The organism is Streptomyces sp. NPDC098789, from assembly GCF_044759975.1.
In the GTDB taxonomy this organism is placed as follows: Bacteria; Actinomycetota; Actinomycetes; order Streptomycetales; family Streptomycetaceae; genus Streptomyces.
The window spans coordinates 189,023-205,177 of the sequence record NZ_JBIWAJ010000008.1 but is presented as its reverse complement, the minus strand read 5'-3'; the positions used below and the strand labels follow the sequence as shown (position 1 = coordinate 205,177).

General features: G+C 63.2%; 18 protein-coding genes and 1 pseudogene. 11 read left to right on the top strand and 8 right to left on the bottom strand.

Annotated features, from left to right (window positions below; translation table 11 throughout):
- Positions 1 to 1,473 precede the first annotated feature (1,473 nt).
- From ACIQWR_RS19005 to ACIQWR_RS18955, 11 genes and pseudogenes are all read left to right on the top strand, one after another.
- Positions 1,474 to 1,719 (top strand): annotated as a pseudogene (locus ACIQWR_RS19005) (transglycosylase SLT domain-containing protein); the annotation flags it as partial.
- A gap of 324 nt (positions 1,720 to 2,043) precedes the next feature.
- Positions 2,044 to 3,042, top strand: coding sequence for a phage tail family protein (locus ACIQWR_RS19000; RefSeq protein WP_404010595.1), 999 nt, complete (start codon positions 2,044 to 2,046; stop codon positions 3,040 to 3,042).
- A gap of 2 nt (positions 3,043 to 3,044) precedes the next feature.
- On the top strand, positions 3,045 to 4,418 hold the full coding sequence (locus ACIQWR_RS18995; RefSeq protein WP_404010592.1) for a hypothetical protein: 1,374 nt from the start codon (positions 3,045 to 3,047) through the stop codon (positions 4,416 to 4,418).
- Positions 4,419 to 5,489 carry a hypothetical protein gene (locus tag ACIQWR_RS18990; RefSeq protein WP_404010589.1) on the top strand — a complete coding sequence of 357 codons (1,071 nt, stop codon included), beginning with the start codon at positions 4,419 to 4,421 and terminating at the stop codon, positions 5,487 to 5,489.
- Between the two features lie 9 nt (positions 5,490 to 5,498).
- Positions 5,499 to 6,266 (top strand): hypothetical protein, encoded by a 768-nt coding sequence (locus ACIQWR_RS18985; RefSeq protein ID WP_404010586.1) that lies wholly within the window; start codon positions 5,499 to 5,501, stop codon positions 6,264 to 6,266.
- On the top strand, positions 6,256 to 7,716 hold the full coding sequence (locus ACIQWR_RS18980) for a poly-gamma-glutamate hydrolase family protein (RefSeq protein WP_404010584.1): 1,461 nt from the start codon (positions 6,256 to 6,258) through the stop codon (positions 7,714 to 7,716). The genes ACIQWR_RS18985 and ACIQWR_RS18980 overlap by 11 nt, the downstream gene beginning before the upstream one ends.
- A gap of 65 nt (positions 7,717 to 7,781) precedes the next feature.
- Positions 7,782 to 8,891, top strand: coding sequence for a hypothetical protein (locus ACIQWR_RS18975; RefSeq protein ID WP_404010581.1), 1,110 nt, complete (start codon positions 7,782 to 7,784; stop codon positions 8,889 to 8,891).
- Positions 8,892 to 9,461 carry a hypothetical protein gene (locus ACIQWR_RS18970; protein ID WP_404010580.1) on the top strand — a complete coding sequence of 190 codons (570 nt, stop codon included), beginning with the start codon at positions 8,892 to 8,894 and terminating at the stop codon, positions 9,459 to 9,461. It abuts the gene before it with no gap.
- The gene (locus ACIQWR_RS18965; protein WP_404010578.1) at positions 9,458 to 9,739 is read left to right on the top strand and encodes a hypothetical protein; all 282 of its coding nucleotides are present in this window, start codon (positions 9,458 to 9,460) and stop codon (positions 9,737 to 9,739) included. Before ACIQWR_RS18970 ends, ACIQWR_RS18965 begins: the two co-directional genes overlap by 4 nt.
- A gap of 82 nt (positions 9,740 to 9,821) precedes the next feature.
- Positions 9,822 to 11,132, top strand: a complete 1,311-nt coding sequence (locus ACIQWR_RS18960) for a LysM peptidoglycan-binding domain-containing protein (protein WP_404010576.1) — start codon at positions 9,822 to 9,824, stop codon at positions 11,130 to 11,132.
- On the top strand, positions 11,122 to 11,412 hold the full coding sequence (locus ACIQWR_RS18955) for a hypothetical protein (RefSeq protein ID WP_404010574.1): 291 nt from the start codon (positions 11,122 to 11,124) through the stop codon (positions 11,410 to 11,412). Before ACIQWR_RS18960 ends, ACIQWR_RS18955 begins: the two co-directional genes overlap by 11 nt.
- A 194-nt stretch (positions 11,413 to 11,606) precedes the next feature.
- On the opposite strand, the gene ACIQWR_RS18950 is transcribed toward ACIQWR_RS18955, so the two are convergent.
- From ACIQWR_RS18950 to ACIQWR_RS18915, 8 genes are all read right to left on the bottom strand, one after another.
- Positions 11,607 to 13,055 carry a hypothetical protein gene (locus ACIQWR_RS18950; protein ID WP_404010571.1) on the bottom strand — a complete coding sequence of 483 codons (1,449 nt, stop codon included), beginning with the start codon at positions 13,053 to 13,055 and terminating at the stop codon, positions 11,607 to 11,609.
- A gap of 276 nt (positions 13,056 to 13,331) precedes the next feature.
- Positions 13,332 to 14,093: an Lsr2 family protein gene (locus ACIQWR_RS18945; RefSeq protein ID WP_404010569.1), complete on the bottom strand. Its 762-nt coding sequence runs from the start codon at positions 14,091 to 14,093 to the stop codon at positions 13,332 to 13,334.
- A 91-nt stretch (positions 14,094 to 14,184) separates the two neighbouring features.
- Positions 14,185 to 14,391, bottom strand: a complete 207-nt coding sequence (locus ACIQWR_RS18940; protein ID WP_404010567.1) for a hypothetical protein — start codon at positions 14,389 to 14,391, stop codon at positions 14,185 to 14,187.
- A gap of 55 nt (positions 14,392 to 14,446) precedes the next feature.
- Positions 14,447 to 14,788 (bottom strand): hypothetical protein, encoded by a 342-nt coding sequence (locus tag ACIQWR_RS18935; protein WP_404010565.1) that lies wholly within the window; start codon positions 14,786 to 14,788, stop codon positions 14,447 to 14,449.
- Entirely contained in the window at positions 14,788 to 15,027 is a 240-nt protein-coding gene (locus ACIQWR_RS18930) for a hypothetical protein (protein WP_404010562.1), read from the bottom strand. The genes ACIQWR_RS18935 and ACIQWR_RS18930 overlap by 1 nt, the downstream gene beginning before the upstream one ends.
- Before the next feature lie 8 nt (positions 15,028 to 15,035).
- Positions 15,036 to 15,326, bottom strand: a complete 291-nt coding sequence (locus ACIQWR_RS18925) for a hypothetical protein (protein ID WP_404010560.1) — start codon at positions 15,324 to 15,326, stop codon at positions 15,036 to 15,038.
- A gap of 441 nt (positions 15,327 to 15,767) precedes the next feature.
- Complete coding sequence (locus tag ACIQWR_RS18920) at positions 15,768 to 15,914, bottom strand: hypothetical protein (RefSeq protein WP_404010557.1); 147 nt, start codon at positions 15,912 to 15,914, stop codon at positions 15,768 to 15,770.
- Positions 15,911 to 16,153, bottom strand: a complete 243-nt coding sequence (locus ACIQWR_RS18915; RefSeq protein WP_404010554.1) for a hypothetical protein — start codon at positions 16,151 to 16,153, stop codon at positions 15,911 to 15,913. The genes ACIQWR_RS18920 and ACIQWR_RS18915 overlap by 4 nt, the downstream gene beginning before the upstream one ends.
- Positions 16,154 to 16,155 lie beyond the last annotated feature (2 nt).

The window sequence follows — 16,155 nt, the reverse complement described above, 5'->3', positions numbered from 1 at the left end:
CAGGCCGTCACGCTCCTTCCCGACGCGAAGGCGTACGAGGAGGCTGTAGCCGCGATCGTCGCGTCCCTGGAAGACCTCACGAAGGCCGTGACGGCTCATCGTTCAGCGTCGGTCTCCGAGTGGGACCAGGTGGCGGACAAGGTCCGCACGGCCGTCGATGGCACCATCACTCCGGCTCAGGCCCGATGGGCCCAGCACATGTCCGGGCCCCTGGCCCAGACGGAGCGGGTCTTCCAGTCCACGAACCAGGGTGTCTGGGGCAGCGTCGCCGCCCAGGTCTCCTCGTCGGTCTCCGACGTGTCCGGCTCCCTGACACGGCTCCGCGGCAACGTAGACGCGACCAAGCGGTTCTTCGAGACCTCCGGGTCTCAGATTCGGACCGCGTGGGGTCAGGCCATGTCGTACGTGGACTCGTCCACCAGGAGCACAGTCAGCGGTCCCTACAACCGGGGCACCGTGCCGATGATGTCGGCCATGGCCAAGCTCGCCGGTACAGGGGCTCCCCTGTCCCCGGTGCAGTTCTCGACCGGCGGCATCGTGCCGGGCTACCAGCCTGGCGTCGACACCGTTCCGGCCATCCTGTCGAAGGGCGAGGGAATCCTCCGCCCCGAGGTCGTTCGCTCCCTCGGACCGGACACCATCCTCCGCTGGAACGAGCAGGCCCGAAAGGGCGGCCACGTCTACGCGAAGGGCGGGATTGTCGGCCAGACCGCGTTCACCGGCCCGACCGGTGCGGACTGGGTGGGCAAGCACAAGGACGACGACTTCGACGGTTACACCTCCGCCCTCAAGGCCGGATGGTCGTCGGTCGTCAAGCCGATGCTCGACACCGTGACCCGCACCTTCGGTGTCCCTGGGGACCTCAACTCCAAGGGCTTCGAGAAGGCACAGCCGTGGGCACAGACCTGGACCAAGTGGGTCGATGACCACACCTCCGGGGGTGGCGGTGCGGCCGTCAAGGTCGCCCTGGACGAGTACCGCACCGAGGCCCCGATGGTGGGCGGCTCCAAGTACACCGCCGGAGCCACCGAGGCATGGTGCGCCGACTTCATCTCCTACGTGGTCGACAAGGCCGGGGCCAACGCCGCATACGGAAACAGCCCCCACGGGGCACCACGGAATCGGTGGCCGGCTGTGGCCACCTGGAACGGCGCCATGCGCCGAGTACCCGTTTCCCATTCCCAGCCCGGCGACCTGATGACCTACCAGGGCGACGGACACATCAACATCAAGACGGGGCTGGACGAGACGGTCGGCGGCAACGAATCGAACTCGTTGAAGCGCAGTCGGGGCTACTGGCGCAATGCGACAGCGGCCCTGCGCCCCACGGGTGGAGTCGCCTCGGCTGACGGCCCCGTGCTGAACGCTTGGCCGGGCTCGATCCCGAAGTTCACCGGCACCCTTGGGGGCGGCGTGGACTCCGCGATCGGCCAGTACATCGCACAGGCGATGGGGCTGACCAGCGTTAGCGGGCCGAAGTGGTCGGACGGCCTTGCGACGATCATCCGCCGAGAGTCCGGCGGCAACGTCCGGGCCGTGAACAACTCGGACTCCAACGCCAAGGCCGGTACCCCTTCCAAGGGCCTTGCTCAGGTGATCGATCCGACGTTCCGCGCCTATCACCAGGCCGGCACCTCGTGGGACATCTTCGATCCGGTCGCGAACATCTCCGCCGCGATCAACTACATCAAGTCCCGGTACGGCGATATCTCACGGGTCCAGCAGGCCGACCCCAGCAAGCCTCCCAAGGGCTACTGGACCGGTACACCGTACGCGTCTCCGGGCCTCGCCCTGGTGGGTGAACGAGGTCCCGAGCTGGTCAATTTCCGTGGCGGAGAGAGGGTCTACAACAACGGCGATACCCGAGACCTTCTCGGTAACCGATACGAAATCCACATCCACGAAGCCAAGGCCGAGGACACCACTCAGGCAGTGATTCGCGGACTTCAATACGTGGAGACCATGTACGGAATATAGCGGGAACGAAAGCCCCGGCCGGTGTGGCCGGGGTTTTCGCTTGCCCTGAAACAAATGAGGTGCGCTATGCCAATTCCGGGATACAGGCAACCCAAATGGGAAGAGAACATACCCGTTGTCGGGAAGCCCCCGTCCCCGGATGTCTGGGGGCACACCAACGTCACGATCACCGGGCACAGCGGTACGGGAGAGACCATCTCCCTGACCGGCTTCTCCGGCCGGGCCTGGCCGGCCATCTTCCTCCAAGACGGCGCGCAGGGGCTCGACATGCCGCCCATGGAAGTCTTCTCCGACACGAGCCCCAACCTCGACGGCGGGTCCTTCCGGTCCACGAAGGCCGCAGCCAGAGAGATCATGCTTCCGCTCTACCTGTACGGCGTGGACCGCAGGACCCTCCTCCGGTTGAAGCGGAACCTCACCCGGACCTTGAACCCAAAGAACGGGCACTGCGTACTCCGCTTTACCGAGGGCGACGGCACGTCCCGCTACATCACCGCCTACTACAAGGGCGGCATGGAGGGCAAGGAAGGGCCCGATGACGCCGGGTTCACCTGGTGCCGGTACGGCGTCCAACTGACGGCCTTCGACCCGTGGTTCTACGGAACCAACGAGGTCATGGCCGAGTGGAAGACCGGAGCGGGGAAGGTCTTCCTCAAGGGACCGGGCAAGCCCTTCCTACCCATGGAGATAAGCCGGGGCACGATCACCTCCTCCGGCGTACCGGTCAGCAATCCGGGCGATGTCGAATGCTGGCCTGTGTGGGAACTCGTAGGCCCCATCCGGTCCTTCACCATCTCCAACGAGGCCGGGCAGAAGTTCGGCATCAACAAGGGTGACGGTACCAAGGACATCATCGCCGGAGGCGAGACCCTGACCGTCGACACTCGTCCCGGATACAAGACGGTCCGCAGTAGCACAGGTAAGAACTTCTGGCCCGATCTCGACAAAAGCCCGTCTCTGTTCTCGATTCCGTCCGGTGAATCCAAGGTCAGCGTGAAGATGAACCCGGGGGCATCCAGTGCGGCACTCCGCCTCCGGATGCTCCCTCGATACGAAAGCTACTGACCATGGGATACCGCATTGAGGTCCGCGACAGGAATCTGAACCGAATAGGCGAGCTGGACACGTGGATGAAAATGGACCTGGTCATCCGCCTCAACCGGGCAGGCTCCTGGCAGCTCCTCGTACGTGATGAGACCCCGCAGACGAAGCTCCTGGAGAAGGGCGGGGGCATCGCCGTCTGGATGGACGAACGCCCCGACAAGCCGATCTTCTCCGGTCAGATCGACACCTTCCAGAAGTACTGGACGACCGAACAGCACACCGGAGTTGGGTCCGTCTACGTCGGAGGGAAGTGCGACAACAAGATTCCCTACGGGTACCTTGCCCTCCCCGGCACGACCGGCGAGGGCGAAGCCCGCCGGGTCCTTCCCGTCGATGAGCAGTGGAAGGGCGAGGACCGCCGGACCTACGGGTTCGAGGCCGGCCAAGCACTGTGGGTCGAGTACGACTTCGCCTTCGGCAACCGCGGCCTGCCCGGCCGCAGGGTCCCCGGAGTGGACATGGGGCCGAAACCCACCACGCCCGGCACTCCCCCAAAGGTCGGCAAGCCGATCGGTGGGACGCTCCGCTACGACTCGATCGGCACCCTCGCGGAGAACTGGACCAAGGAAGGCGACATCGCCTACCAGTTCCTCTGGAACCCCGACACGCGAAAGATCGAACTAACCGTCTTCGCGCCTGCCGACAAGTCGATGGACGTCCGCTTCTCGCCCGAGCTGGGGAACCTGCGCGAGTACATCGCGACGCTGACGGCGCCCCGCGTCACGCGGGTGGTCGTCGCCTGCCAGGGCGAGGGCCAGGAGCGCTTCATCAAGCAGTTCCCGGAGAAGGCCGCGCTGGACGACGACGGCCAGCCCCTGTGGGTGAACGACCTCACCGCGGATGAACGCGAGTGGGGCTTCGTCATCGAGCAGTTCACAGACCGCCGCGACGTGCCATTGAAGACCGGCAAGGACGGCGCCCCCGAGCTTGTCACGAAAGTCACGGACGGCAAGGAAGACCTCGGCACCGACCCGGACGGGAAGCCGTGGAAGGACAAGCCCACAGCAATCAAGCATTACCTGGACTCCATCAAGTCCGCAGCGGACGGCGTGTTCAAGGAAAACCAGAAAAATGGCAACTTCCAGGTATACCCGATCGAAACCCCGCAATGCAGGTTCGGGCGGGACTACTACCTGGGAGACAAGGTGAGCGTCGATATCGACGGAGAAACCTATGTCGATGTGGTTCGAGAGGTGACCATCACCGTCGAGGACGGCGGTCGAGTCTCGACCGTGACACCGAAGATCGGCGAACAGGGAACGGGTGAACCGCTCAACCTCTACAAGCATGTGAGCGAGCTACGAGAAAAGCTGCGCAAGCTGGAAGCGAGACTGTAAATGACGGAAACCAGTTACCCCTTCGAAAAGGATGCCGCGGCCGGCGGCCGTACCGCCGTCACACAGAACGACTGGCAGAGCATGGCCTCGATGTGGTCTGCCGACCGAATCAACATGCTGCTGACCTCGACCAACCTCGTGCCGGAAGCCATGCCTTTCTACGCCCGCGTAACCGACGTGAACACGATCACCGTGCAGCCCGGCGAGGCATTCGTGGGCGGTTTCTACTACAAGCTCGACGCTCCGGCCGCCATCCGTATCGACAGCAACCTGTCCAAGGACAAGGCCCGCGTCGACCTCCTCGTCATCCGCGCCGACCTCGCGAAGGGATCGGTGAACCTCGCTGTCCGGCGCGGTGCCGAGTCCACCTCCCCGAAGATCCCGAAGCCGGCCCGACAGCCGGGCGGCGAATGGGAACTCCCCCTGTACGTCATCCGCGTCCCGAAGGGCGGAGGTGGCAACCCTGTCGCGGAGCCCGTCCACCCCTACATGACCGGCGACGACGCCGCCTCGGTCGCTCCCGCTCAGTCCGTCGCCTACCACCAGCCGCAGGGCACCTTCATCCGATGCCTCGACCCGAAGAACCAGTACGAGGCATTCAACGGCTCAGACGGCTACACGATGACCCGAGACCTGGGAGCGACGAAGACCTACACTCCCAAGATCCTCAACACCCGCGTCAGCACGGACGGCAAGCTCCAGGCACGAGGGCGGTGGCGGTGGATCGCCCCCAACATGATCTGGTACTCCGTCGACATCGCCAACAGCACGGCCATCGATTTCTGGAACAACGCCCAGGACGACTGCATATCGTTCACGCTGCCCATGCCGTTTCACGGAGACATCGGCCAGGTCCTGTCGGGACAGATGACGAACGGCGGATATGACGCGGGGATGCCCAACTTCGTTGACCTCCGCGGCTACACCTGGGGTGGCAACCGAACCAACGTCGCACGAATGCTCTACCAGAACCCGAAGTACCTCCACGAGGGACTTGATTACCTGCGGGTCTTCCCCCGAAATTCTTACATTCTCTTCTCCGGCGTCTATGAAACGCAGGGGCTCGCCTAAGGAGATCCGATGGCACGAAACTACTTCGGCGGTACCTCGGCTGACGTCGCAGAGGACGAGGCCGGCTCTCGTCTCCCCAACCTCCCCGGCCGCGTCTACCTGACCGCCACCGACCCGGACCCCGTCAAGGATGTCCTGGGACCCAACGACGAGCCCCTGGACGGCCTGCTCGCCGACGAGCGAGGCATGATCCCCCAGTTCCAGGGCCCGGACGGGAACGAACAGCTCTGGGTCGACTTCGGCAAGGGCCGCACCATGCTGACGGCCAACAACGTGGGGGTGCGCTTCCGTTCACACCTTTTGTCGAACGCCGACCCTCATGGCGACCGCGCCTATTCACGTGAGCTACTGGAACAGGCCGTACTAAAGACCGGACGAAATGACTGCCGAACAATCCCGTCCGACGCACTGTTCAATGTTGACGCACCGGTCGGCACCAACGACGTTATCCGCATGAATCGTGACGCGAAGACGGGCACCAATCTCAAGTCGAGCGGTGCGCTCTACCTTGATCCGTTCACCGATAACACTGCCCTGGTCATCAATAGTGCCAACGTGACTGATACCAAGCCGCTGATTACCGTGAACGGAAGCACGCCTTCGACGTTCCGGGTAATGAAGAACGGCGACATCCGAACCAACGGTGCCCTGATTACCAATTCACCGGTTCAGGCTCCGAACGTGGGTGACGCCCGCGTATTCTCCGGGCCAACCGACCCCGCTATGCAGGGCATCACCCTGCGACCCGGCGACGTTTGGGTGACCTATGGCGGATGAGTATAAAAACTGGCAGGAACTTGCAGCGGCGGAACCTGATGCATTCAGGATCACGTACAGCATTACCGACTCCGATACTTCACACATCGCCATTCACGCCGGTGGAATCGAGGCCGGTTCCGGGGAAGTGGCAAAAGCCGTTGCCACCCAGACCGGACACTCCTTGTACTGCATGGAGGGAATCAAATCCAAAGACAACGGAACTCTGCACATCACGAGCACCAACTTTGATGAGCCGACTTGCGTGCAAATCCAGCGCACGGCAACCAAGACGATCTCCTATCACGGCTATTCCGGAGATGAGCAGGTAACCCACATTGGTGGCCTCGATGATTCGCTCGCCCAGATGGTAGGGAGAAAGTTGGAGGCGGCTGGATTCACGGTGGACTACAACCCCGGTGAGGATATAGCCGGGGCCAAGGAGTCCAATATTGCGAATCGAAACAAGTCGGGAGCAGGGGTACAACTTGAGCTTTCGGCCGGTCAGCGCAAGGCATTCTTTCCCAACGGCAACTCGGGAGCTGCGAACCGCGATGATCCTTCCGCGCGCACAGAGGTGTTCCACCGATACGTGGGAGCTGTGATCTCTGCTCTACCGAAGCCCACTTCTTCATACAACCGGGTGAAGATGTGGAATGGCTCCAAGTGGGTCGAGGGCACCAAGAAGATCTGGGATGGGGCCCGATGGAACACAAAGCCCACTGTGAGGGTCTGGGATGGGCAAGGGTGGATGTTCCACTACCCCGATCCAGTCCAGTATCCGTCCTTCCAGGCAGCGAACGGGGCCCCTAAGGAAAACAGTGAGTACCGGACCTACAAACTTCCCTCGGGTGTCCGCCTGGGTGACTTCGTGGTGTCCGTATGCGTTGCCAGGAATGACATGCCGCAGTTGCTGAACCCCACCTTGTCCATGCCGCAAACGAAACGGCTGACAACTGGTTCGTGGATCGCCTGCGTTGTCTTCCAATATGACGGGTCATGGGGCCTCCGCGACGGTGACTCCGTCAGGTGGTACGTCCCCGCGGGCGGAGATTCGACTGTCGCAAACTATGTGTACCGGTTCGCCGACACAATGAATCTCCCTGTCACTCCGCTGCAAGAGATCAAAGAATACAAGAACGTTTTCGAAGTTCCGATGAACTCCCCACGTGGCAACACGTCTCTGTTCGCGATCGTTTCCGAGTCAAAGAACCTATCCACGGTCCAGTTTCCCGAGGGCCTGATCTCACGCCATTCGACCGGCGGGAAGTTCGGCGAGAACCAGATACGCGTACACATGGCCGACACGCCTGGGTCCGGTGCCAGCGTCGGTACGGCAAAGCTCGATACGACCGTGCCGGCCGCAGCGGTGGTCACCATCAAGATTCCCGGAGCCGATGACGGATTGCCGACCTGGATTCTGGGTGATTCCGCGGCTTCTGTCCTTGGCAAGACTACCTATCTCCAGTGAGGTGAAGAATGCCCAAACCGACTCTGACGAGGTGGCAGTCCCGAGAGATCCCAAATCCCTCCCTCTTGAACGAGCGGGTGACGTCGCCGCAGAAGTACTACGCGAAGATGCCGTACTTCTCGGCCCGAGGCGTCAGCGTGGGCACCGCGTTTCCCGGGGGTGTCCCTCCGAATCAGCCTCTCCCTGCGGGCCAGCGAAGGGATGTCACCTGGGACGGAGGCCGGCATAACCTGAACGGCTTCACCAGTGGTGACAACATCCGATACCGGATACCCGAGGACGGCGTCTACCACGTCACCTTCAACGCCTCGGTGTGGGGAAATACTGTCCGCGCCGCAGGCGAGAATCTGAATGCATATATCACCGCGGAAGGTTCGAGCGGGCAGGGTGCTTCCGGCTCCATCGCGCACACGACGTATCAGCACCAGCAGGCCAACGGCTACACCACCATCCGTGTCAGTGTGACTGAGTACTTCACCAAGGGCAGCTCGGTTCGAGCGCAGGTCTATCTCGACTCCGGAGCCACCGGCAGGTGGGGAATCGCCGCCAACGACTACGACGCAGACTTCAACGCCTTCATGGTCAGCCCGAGTGAAAACGGCTGGGCTCAGCCGGCCCTCAAGCCGCCCTCGCTGGCCGGGTGGAAGGACGACAGGGTTGTCAGCGTCTCCGACATGAACGGGTCGAGCCTCGATGTCTTCGGACATCTTGAGAATCGTCCCCGCTTCACGGCTCGGGGTACGTCGTTCAACGTTGCCTCCAGCCAGGAAAAGGTTGCCCTCGCCTGGTCTGGAATGTATGCCAACGATTCCGGCTTCACGCTTCGGCGGCTGGCCGATGGATATGCAGACCAGACCGCGATCACAATCCCGTACACGGGAATGTATCTGATCAATTTCTTCTGTGCGGTGAGGCACGGCGATGGCACAGATGCCGCTTCCTACGGATTTCAGTTCAAAATTCACGGCAATAGCGGGGACGCACGAATCGTCTCCCAGAATAGTACGACCCGACTCAACCAGGACTGTTCCATCGCCGTTGACGACCTTGCCTACCTCGCGGCCGGAGAGACCCTAAGCGTCCGCTTCTACGGCTGGGGTGCCAATACTCGCTGGGTAAATGGGGACGGCGACGGCCGAATCAACACCTTGGGAGCCGTCTATATGGGGGCCTGAATGCTCACTTACCCGTCCTGGTCCTCCCGGCAACTCTTGTCGGCAGCGGACCTCAATCCGTACCTGTACGACAACAATCAGCAACTGATCAGCCCCAGCGCCTTCCGCGTGAAGGGCCTGGAATCCCTGGTCAGCTTCTCCGCCAGAACCGAAGCCAAGTGGGACACGTGGGATTTCCAGAGGCAGGGTTGGACGTCCCCGAACATGTCCAAGTTCCGTTGCCCGTCGACTGGCACCTATTTCATCGCGGCCAACCTCACTTTCCGCCCTCCGAGCGATATGGACGGCAAGAAGTCCGCGATGCTCGACGGGGTGGTAAGCGTCCAAGCCCCGCAGGACGACAGCACCAATGACGTACTCAAAACCCTGAACAGCACCAAAATCATCGGCTCTTACCTGAGTATCAACTGCTCCGGATTGGTCCACCTCATCGAAGGCTCCTTCATCTCAGTCCGCGTGGCCGGCTGGGGTGGCGAGTGGACCAAGGCGACGTCCGAGAACAAGAGCTCGTCCATGAACTCTTTCGCCGCAATCCAAATCGCGCCCGACGCAAAGGGGTTGGCAGGTTGAACACCACCGCACTCATCCTCAACACCTTCGGCCTGTGCGGCATCATCGCCACGATCGTCGGCGGCTTCGTTGTCGTGCGAGCCACGAAGGAAGCCAAGACCGCCGAAGTCTGGAAGGCCGAGGCAGAAGCACAGAAGGCCCGCGGAGACCGGTTGGAGCTGGACCTGACCGAGATCAAGGAACGCCTCAAGCGGATCGAGCAGGAGAACGCCCGGCTCATCCAGATCCTCACCGCGATCGATCCCGAACGACTGCTCGTTCTGCGCCGAAACGAATGAACTAACCGACCGATACAGGTTAGTTCACGCACAGGGCTGCCCACCAGGGCGAGCCCTTTTTTCATGCCCGAAAGGCGGAAACATGAGTCAGGTTTCTACGGTCCTTACCATCGCTAAGGGCGAGGTCGGCTATCAGGCCCAGCGCGCTCCGGGAGAGCGTCCGAGCGGCCACCAGAAGTACAGCCCGGAGGTTCCGGGCCTGGAATGGTCCAACTATCAGCCCTGGTGCGCGACCTGGACGAGTTGGGTGGCCATGAAGGCCGGGGTCGCCACCCTCTTCCCGCGCACCGCAAGCGTCTGGACCGCGATGGAGTGGTTCAAGCAGCGTTCGCGCTGGAGTGAGTACCCCGCCATCGGAGCCCAGGTCATCTACGGCAGCTCGGGCAGCACCCATACCGGCCTCTGCTACGGCTACGACGGCACCTACATCTACACCTACGAGGGCAACACCAGCCTTGAGAACAGCGCCAACGGCAACAAGGTGATGGCCCGCAAGCGGCTTCGCCGAGACGCCTACGTCCACGGCTACGGCCTGCCCGAGTACAGCGGGGGAATCGTCACCGCGGACCCCTCGAAGAAGGGGAAGCCCGGCTTCACGTACGCGGCTACCGCCTCGACGCCCGCCTCCGGCTCGGGCGGCTCCACGGGCACCCCGAGCGGCAAGTACAAGGTGAGCAAGGGACAGACCCTCGGGACCGTGGCAGCCCTGCTCGGTGTCTCCCTGGCGGCCCTCCTCACAGCCAACCCGGACATCAAGAACCCTGACGTGGTGTACCCGGACCAGGAGATCAACGTTCCGGCGAAGCCCGGTCCTTCCACCCCGACCGAGAAGCCGACCGCGCCCCCGCAGAAGCCGGAGCCTTCCACGCCTCCGGCCAGTGGGGGCACGTACACGGTCGCCAAGGGCGACTCGCTTTCCTCGATCGCTGCACGGTTCGGCGTAAGCCTGGCCCAGCTCACGAGCTGGAACGAGGGCCTGGCCACCAACCCGCATCTGATCTACCCCGGACAGAAGGTCAAGGTCCAGGCCGGCCGACACGCCGTCGCATCGACCGTGGCGAAGGAGTCGAAGTCCCGTGAGCAGTCCCGTCCCTCTAAGCCTTCTCCGACTGCGGTTCAGAAGCCCTCACAGGATGACCGCCTGGCACGAATCGAGAAGGAGCTGCGAGAGGTCAAGGACAAGCTTGGCGAGGTCTCCGGAAAGCTCGACAAGCTGACGCCCAAGCCCGATCCGCAGCCCACCGAGAAGCCGAAGCCGGACATCGAGGCCAAGCCCGAGAAGCCGAAGCCGGACGTACCGACCCCGGTGCACCCGGAGGTCTCCAAGCCCACAGACGTCCCCCTTGTTCCCCAGCTCGTCATCCCGGCCCCGGAGGTCACCCATGTTCCGTAAGCACGTCGTGCGCCTGCTCGGCGCCCTGGCCGCCCTCACGCCCTGGCTGGTCATCCAGTTCCCGGACATCCCCTGGGAGGCCCTGATCCCGTTCTCGCTCGCACTGCTCGGTGGCGCCGAGGTCGTACAGCGCGTCGAGGACCGAAAGACGGAGACCGCACTCTTCGAACCCTCCCCCGAGGATTCCGCCTCCGCCGCACACCTTCGGCTCGCTCTCTACGAGGCGGGTCTTGCGGCCTCGCCCAACACGTCGAAGGCACCCCTCCTCGGTCGAGAATGAACTAACTAACTGTGACACATAGGTTGGTACAAACTGGATAGCAAAAAAGGCCGGGACCCCGTGAGGGGTCCCGGCCATTTTCAGTCGGTCGGATGGTCAGTCCTTCCACTTTCCATCGGACCACTTCTTGGCCAACACGGAAAAGCGGCCCTGCACGATGCGTGCGGGCCGCCTCTGTGGCATCTGGTCCGGACTCACAGGAGCCCGGCAAGCGGGTTGGCGCTCTCCTCCTTCGGAGGCTCGACCGCCTTCTTCGCGGGTGCCTTCCGCGGGGCCGCCTTCCGGGCCGGCTCGCCCGCCTTCTTGGCGGGCGGCCGTGTAGCAGCGGTCTTCCGCTGGGGGGGCACGACCGTCAGTTTGGGTCGCTCCTCCGGCTCCTCGTGCTCCTGGGCCTCCTGGACGCCCGGCCGCTCGTGCTCGCGCTTCGCGTCCACGAACCTCACCACCACGGGCTTCGGCCCGCCCTTCGCGGAACCCGCTCGCTTCTCCATGACGACATCGGGCATCGCCTCGATGGCGGCCTCCATCGAATCGGCATTGCCTCGCGTACCGAGGGACCGCAGGATCAGGGTCCGCGTCGCCTCACCCCCGTAGCGGGTCAGGGACTCTCGGATGATCTGCTCCACGGACTTCATCTGCCGTCCCGTGCCCTGCTGGGATTCGTTGACAAGCTGCTCCGTGCACGCCATCGAATACTCGACCATGGCCTCCGCCGCCTCCCACGCCTTGACCGAGATCACCGTCTTGCGCTCGGCGGCCACCAGGAGGCAGGCGATCCGCAGAAGGTTCTCGTCGCCGCGCTCGAAGAAGCACGAGACCGCCTCGGGTAGAGAGGCCATACGCGCATCGAACGCCTTCCGATATGCGTCATGCCGATCCGCCGCTTCCGGGGACAGCTCCATCTCGCGCGCCTTCTCGCGCGCCCACCGGTAGGCCCGGGTGAGGGCCGGCGTTTCCTTCACCGCGTCGAGCGGCCTCTTGACGCTTGAAGGCAGGGACTTCGACTGGGACACCACGAAGTGTGGGATGCGGTTGAAAGCTCCGCCGAGAGCAAATTCGGGCTTGACCAGGGGCGCCCAGCGGCCCGGCTGGATGTGTACGTGGTAGCCGAGGAGAGGAACGTCGATCCGCTGCTCCTCGCGCTTGCCGCCCTTGCCCTTGGTCGTGTTGACGACCGCTTCACCATCCCAGGCGTTGATCAACTGGTCGTGGTAGGTCGCGTCACGGTTGGCCCTCTTGAGCACGGAGGCCCATTCGCCTTCCGCGATCATCACCCGCCCGTCCCGGCCCTCTTCCGAGGTAAGGGACTCCTGCTCGACCTCGAACAGGGCTGTCACGAGGGACGGACCGCTACTGATGCCCTTGCGCATCCGGGTCGCGAGGAAGCTACCGATCGAAGGGTCCAGGACCGCTCGCGCCGTGGCCAGCGCGAAACCCTTCCTTCCCACCCTCGTGCGCCCTACGAGCGCCGACCAGAACACCGTTGGCCTGCCGGAGGGCTGGAACACCTTGCCAGCCACCGCAGAGGACCAGAGGGACAGCGTGGCGGCGTACACACCGATCGGGTCCGCCTCCGAGTGCGGCATGGCTGCTGCAACTGCCTTGCCCAGGGGGCCGTACTGCATCGCCTTGAACGTGGTCACTTTTGCGTTTCTCCCCTTAAGCCGCGACGGCCGCGACGGAACCGAACAAATCTTCGAAGTAGGCCGCGAACTTATCGCCGTGCCCCTGGCACAGGTCGTAGCTCACGGAGCCTATAACAAGCTCGATCACACCCATTTGCTCTCTCCCTTTAACTGAGCAGGCATCACAAACGACTGCTTCAACCACTTTCCGTGCCATGCGTCCTCCTATGACCGATAGACCATGGCCAAAAGCCCCCCTTTTCGGACGGCCTTTGACCAAAATCCATCGGTTGGCTATACGTTGTCCCTCTGTGCACGAACGCCATACGCGTACCGGCCGAAGGGCGTTATGAACTCATCACCGTCGATGAACTCGAAGTTCAGAAGCCTGGCGCCGGAGGTACCGAGCCCCTTGATCTTTCCGTTCTTGACCGGGATGTCTCCGGTGAGCTGGCCAAGCACGTTGAGGTTGAAGGACGTCAGAGCGTCGATTCGCTCCATGAACGTCATGTCCGCGATCTTGTGGGTCCGCTCGCAGCCGGAGCCCTCGCGCTTCGCCCAGTTCTTCTCGCGCCCCTCGGGAACGGGAAGCTCCTTGTAGTGGTTGGCAGCCTCCTCCTCGCTCACGATCAGCTCGGCATCACTGGATGCCGCTACTTCACGCTCAATGACGTTCGGCCGCGACGACTGACCACCGGCCAGGGTCGTTCGGTACGCCTGCTGTACGTCCAGAGGGATGCGACCCCGATTGGACAGCGTGTACCCCTGTGTCAGGGCCCAGGCCCTCACGGCCTTCGCGTCCAGGGCGTCACCTGCACGAGCGGTAGGCCGTCCCGCGGGACTGTCGCCGGCCTGGACCTGGTGGTGCCCCACGCGCCGTGCAGCCCCCTTGTACGGGGCCAGCAGTTCCCGGAGCGTGCCCGCGTTCGCGTCGGTCAGGTCGATCTCGTACAGCGTTCCGTCGATCCCGAACTCGACCGTACGAATCTCGTACGGGTCGGTGGAGTTGGTCCCGTCGAGGTCGTCTATGTAGGTCGTGATCTGCTTCGTAGCCATGGTGTGTCCCTCTGTTCGTCCGATCGCGTTTCGATCAGCCATGACGAAGGGCCCGGCCGAAGCCGGGCCCTCATCAAAGCCACCGAACCGGTTAGCCGTAGTTCTCTTCGTACATCGCGGTCTCCGCCTCGTTCAGGCGGGCGTTGACCTGGTCAACGAGGATGGTGGGGAAGCCTGCCGACCCGTGGGGCTCCTCTGCCCCGCAGTAGAAGCGGGTGGGCGCATCGTTCCCGGCAAGGGTGAAGTGCGCGGCTCCGGTCTCGTCGGTCCAGACGTCCAGGTACAGGGGGACTGTCATTGCCAGGAAGGAGTCACACCCAGCGATGGGGCAGGGGTAGCGGGTCAGTTCGATCTCACGCATGCGTTTCTCCGTGTGTGGGTTCGGGATGTTCGGCATCGGGGCCGGGGCAGTGGGGGACGGTGCACCAGTGCAGGCCCGCGAAGGTGGCGCCGCCCCGGGCAAGCAGGGCGCCAGCGGCCAGTCCTCGGGCGAGCGCGTTGAACGCCTTCGCCGTCTGGCCGCGCTTGGTCGAGCGGAACTGCAACACGTCGCCCTGCGAGCCGACGACCGTGGCGGACTCCCCCGCGATTCGGACCAACTCCTCCGGCGAGTGGGACCCGAGCTGCATCATGTGCAGCGGGACCGCCGCCCGCAGCGACTCGACCAAGACCACGTTTTCGGCTGCGGTCTCCATCACTGCGGCCTCCCCTTGCGCACTTCCCGCATGGAGATGGAGTGCTCATGACCGCCGGTCAAAATGGTTCCGTCATCGTGATAGGTGCGCGGCGTCCGTATGGCAAGCGTCATGATCCGAGCTTGATGTTCGTCTTTCATGTGGCGGACCGTTCCGCCTATGACGTGTCCACACACCGTCTCGCCTGTGTAGACGTCGGGGCCGTGGACGAGAATCCCGTACCACTGCACGAGAACCATGGGCGTAATCATTCGGGCTTACCTGCCTTCGTCCACTCGTGGTGCCAGTGCTCGGGGTCGAGGGAACCGCCGGCCTTGGTGCTGGCTTTCGCCCAAGCCGCGTGACTCTGTGGGTAGTACACCCGCCAGTCGTCCACGAACCGCATGGCCCAGCAGAGCGAGTCGAGTCGTTCCGACAAGTCAGCCTCGACCAGGTAGGCACGGCCGTTGGGGTCGTAGACCCACTTCTTAGATCCGGGTGCGGAAGCTCGCCAGGAGTCTGCGGCGTTGCGGATCACGGTCTGTTCAGTCGGATGCACGTCAGAGCCCCACTTCGGTCGGCTCAGCCGCGAAGAACTTCATATGTACCGGCTTGAGCGCCGCCCTGCGCGCTCGCCTCTCAGGCCGGTTCAGCGTCCCTGGCAGAACGGCCACCGCCCGATCTAGGAGCAAGTGGGGAGATCGGTTGCGAATATGCACCGCACACCTTTCACAGGCGGCCCACCCATCCGAATACACCGTTGTGACACCTCCCTCAATCTTTACGATTGCCTTACGGGTGTGGAAGGCAGTTACCGGGTGGTCGGACGAGCAGAAGTCACAGATACCCCGCACCCGTTCGGTGTTCAGGGGCACGGGCTTGGACTCGTGGTCCCACTCCTTCCCGATCCAGGCCGGGTGCGTGTATCGACTACCGAATACATCGACCCGGGGGTTCAACGGAGTGCAGCAGGTGTCACACATCATCGGTTCAAACAACATCACGCGTCACCCTCTACCGGGGTAAGGATGATCTGCTGTCCGTTGTCGAGCACATAGGTAAGCTCGTGCCCTGCGTTCAGTTCTATTTCGATCTCCACAATCTCTTCAGCGCTCAGACACAGGCGGGGAAGTCGCTCACTGGTCATGCGGCGACCGCATCCAGAACCAGTTCGGTTCGGGAGTCGAGGAAGGCGGACACTGCTTCCTCCACCAGCATTTCCGCCACCGCAGGCGGGCAGTGATAGCCGTTCGCGGCCGTGCCGCACATCTCCCAGACTCGTTCCATGTGACTCATGCGCTCCTCGTGCGTCGGCTGGTGTGCGGCCTCCTCTGCTTCCTCGCGCACTGCGGCACGATCACTCTCGTACGCCTTCATACGTCCCACTG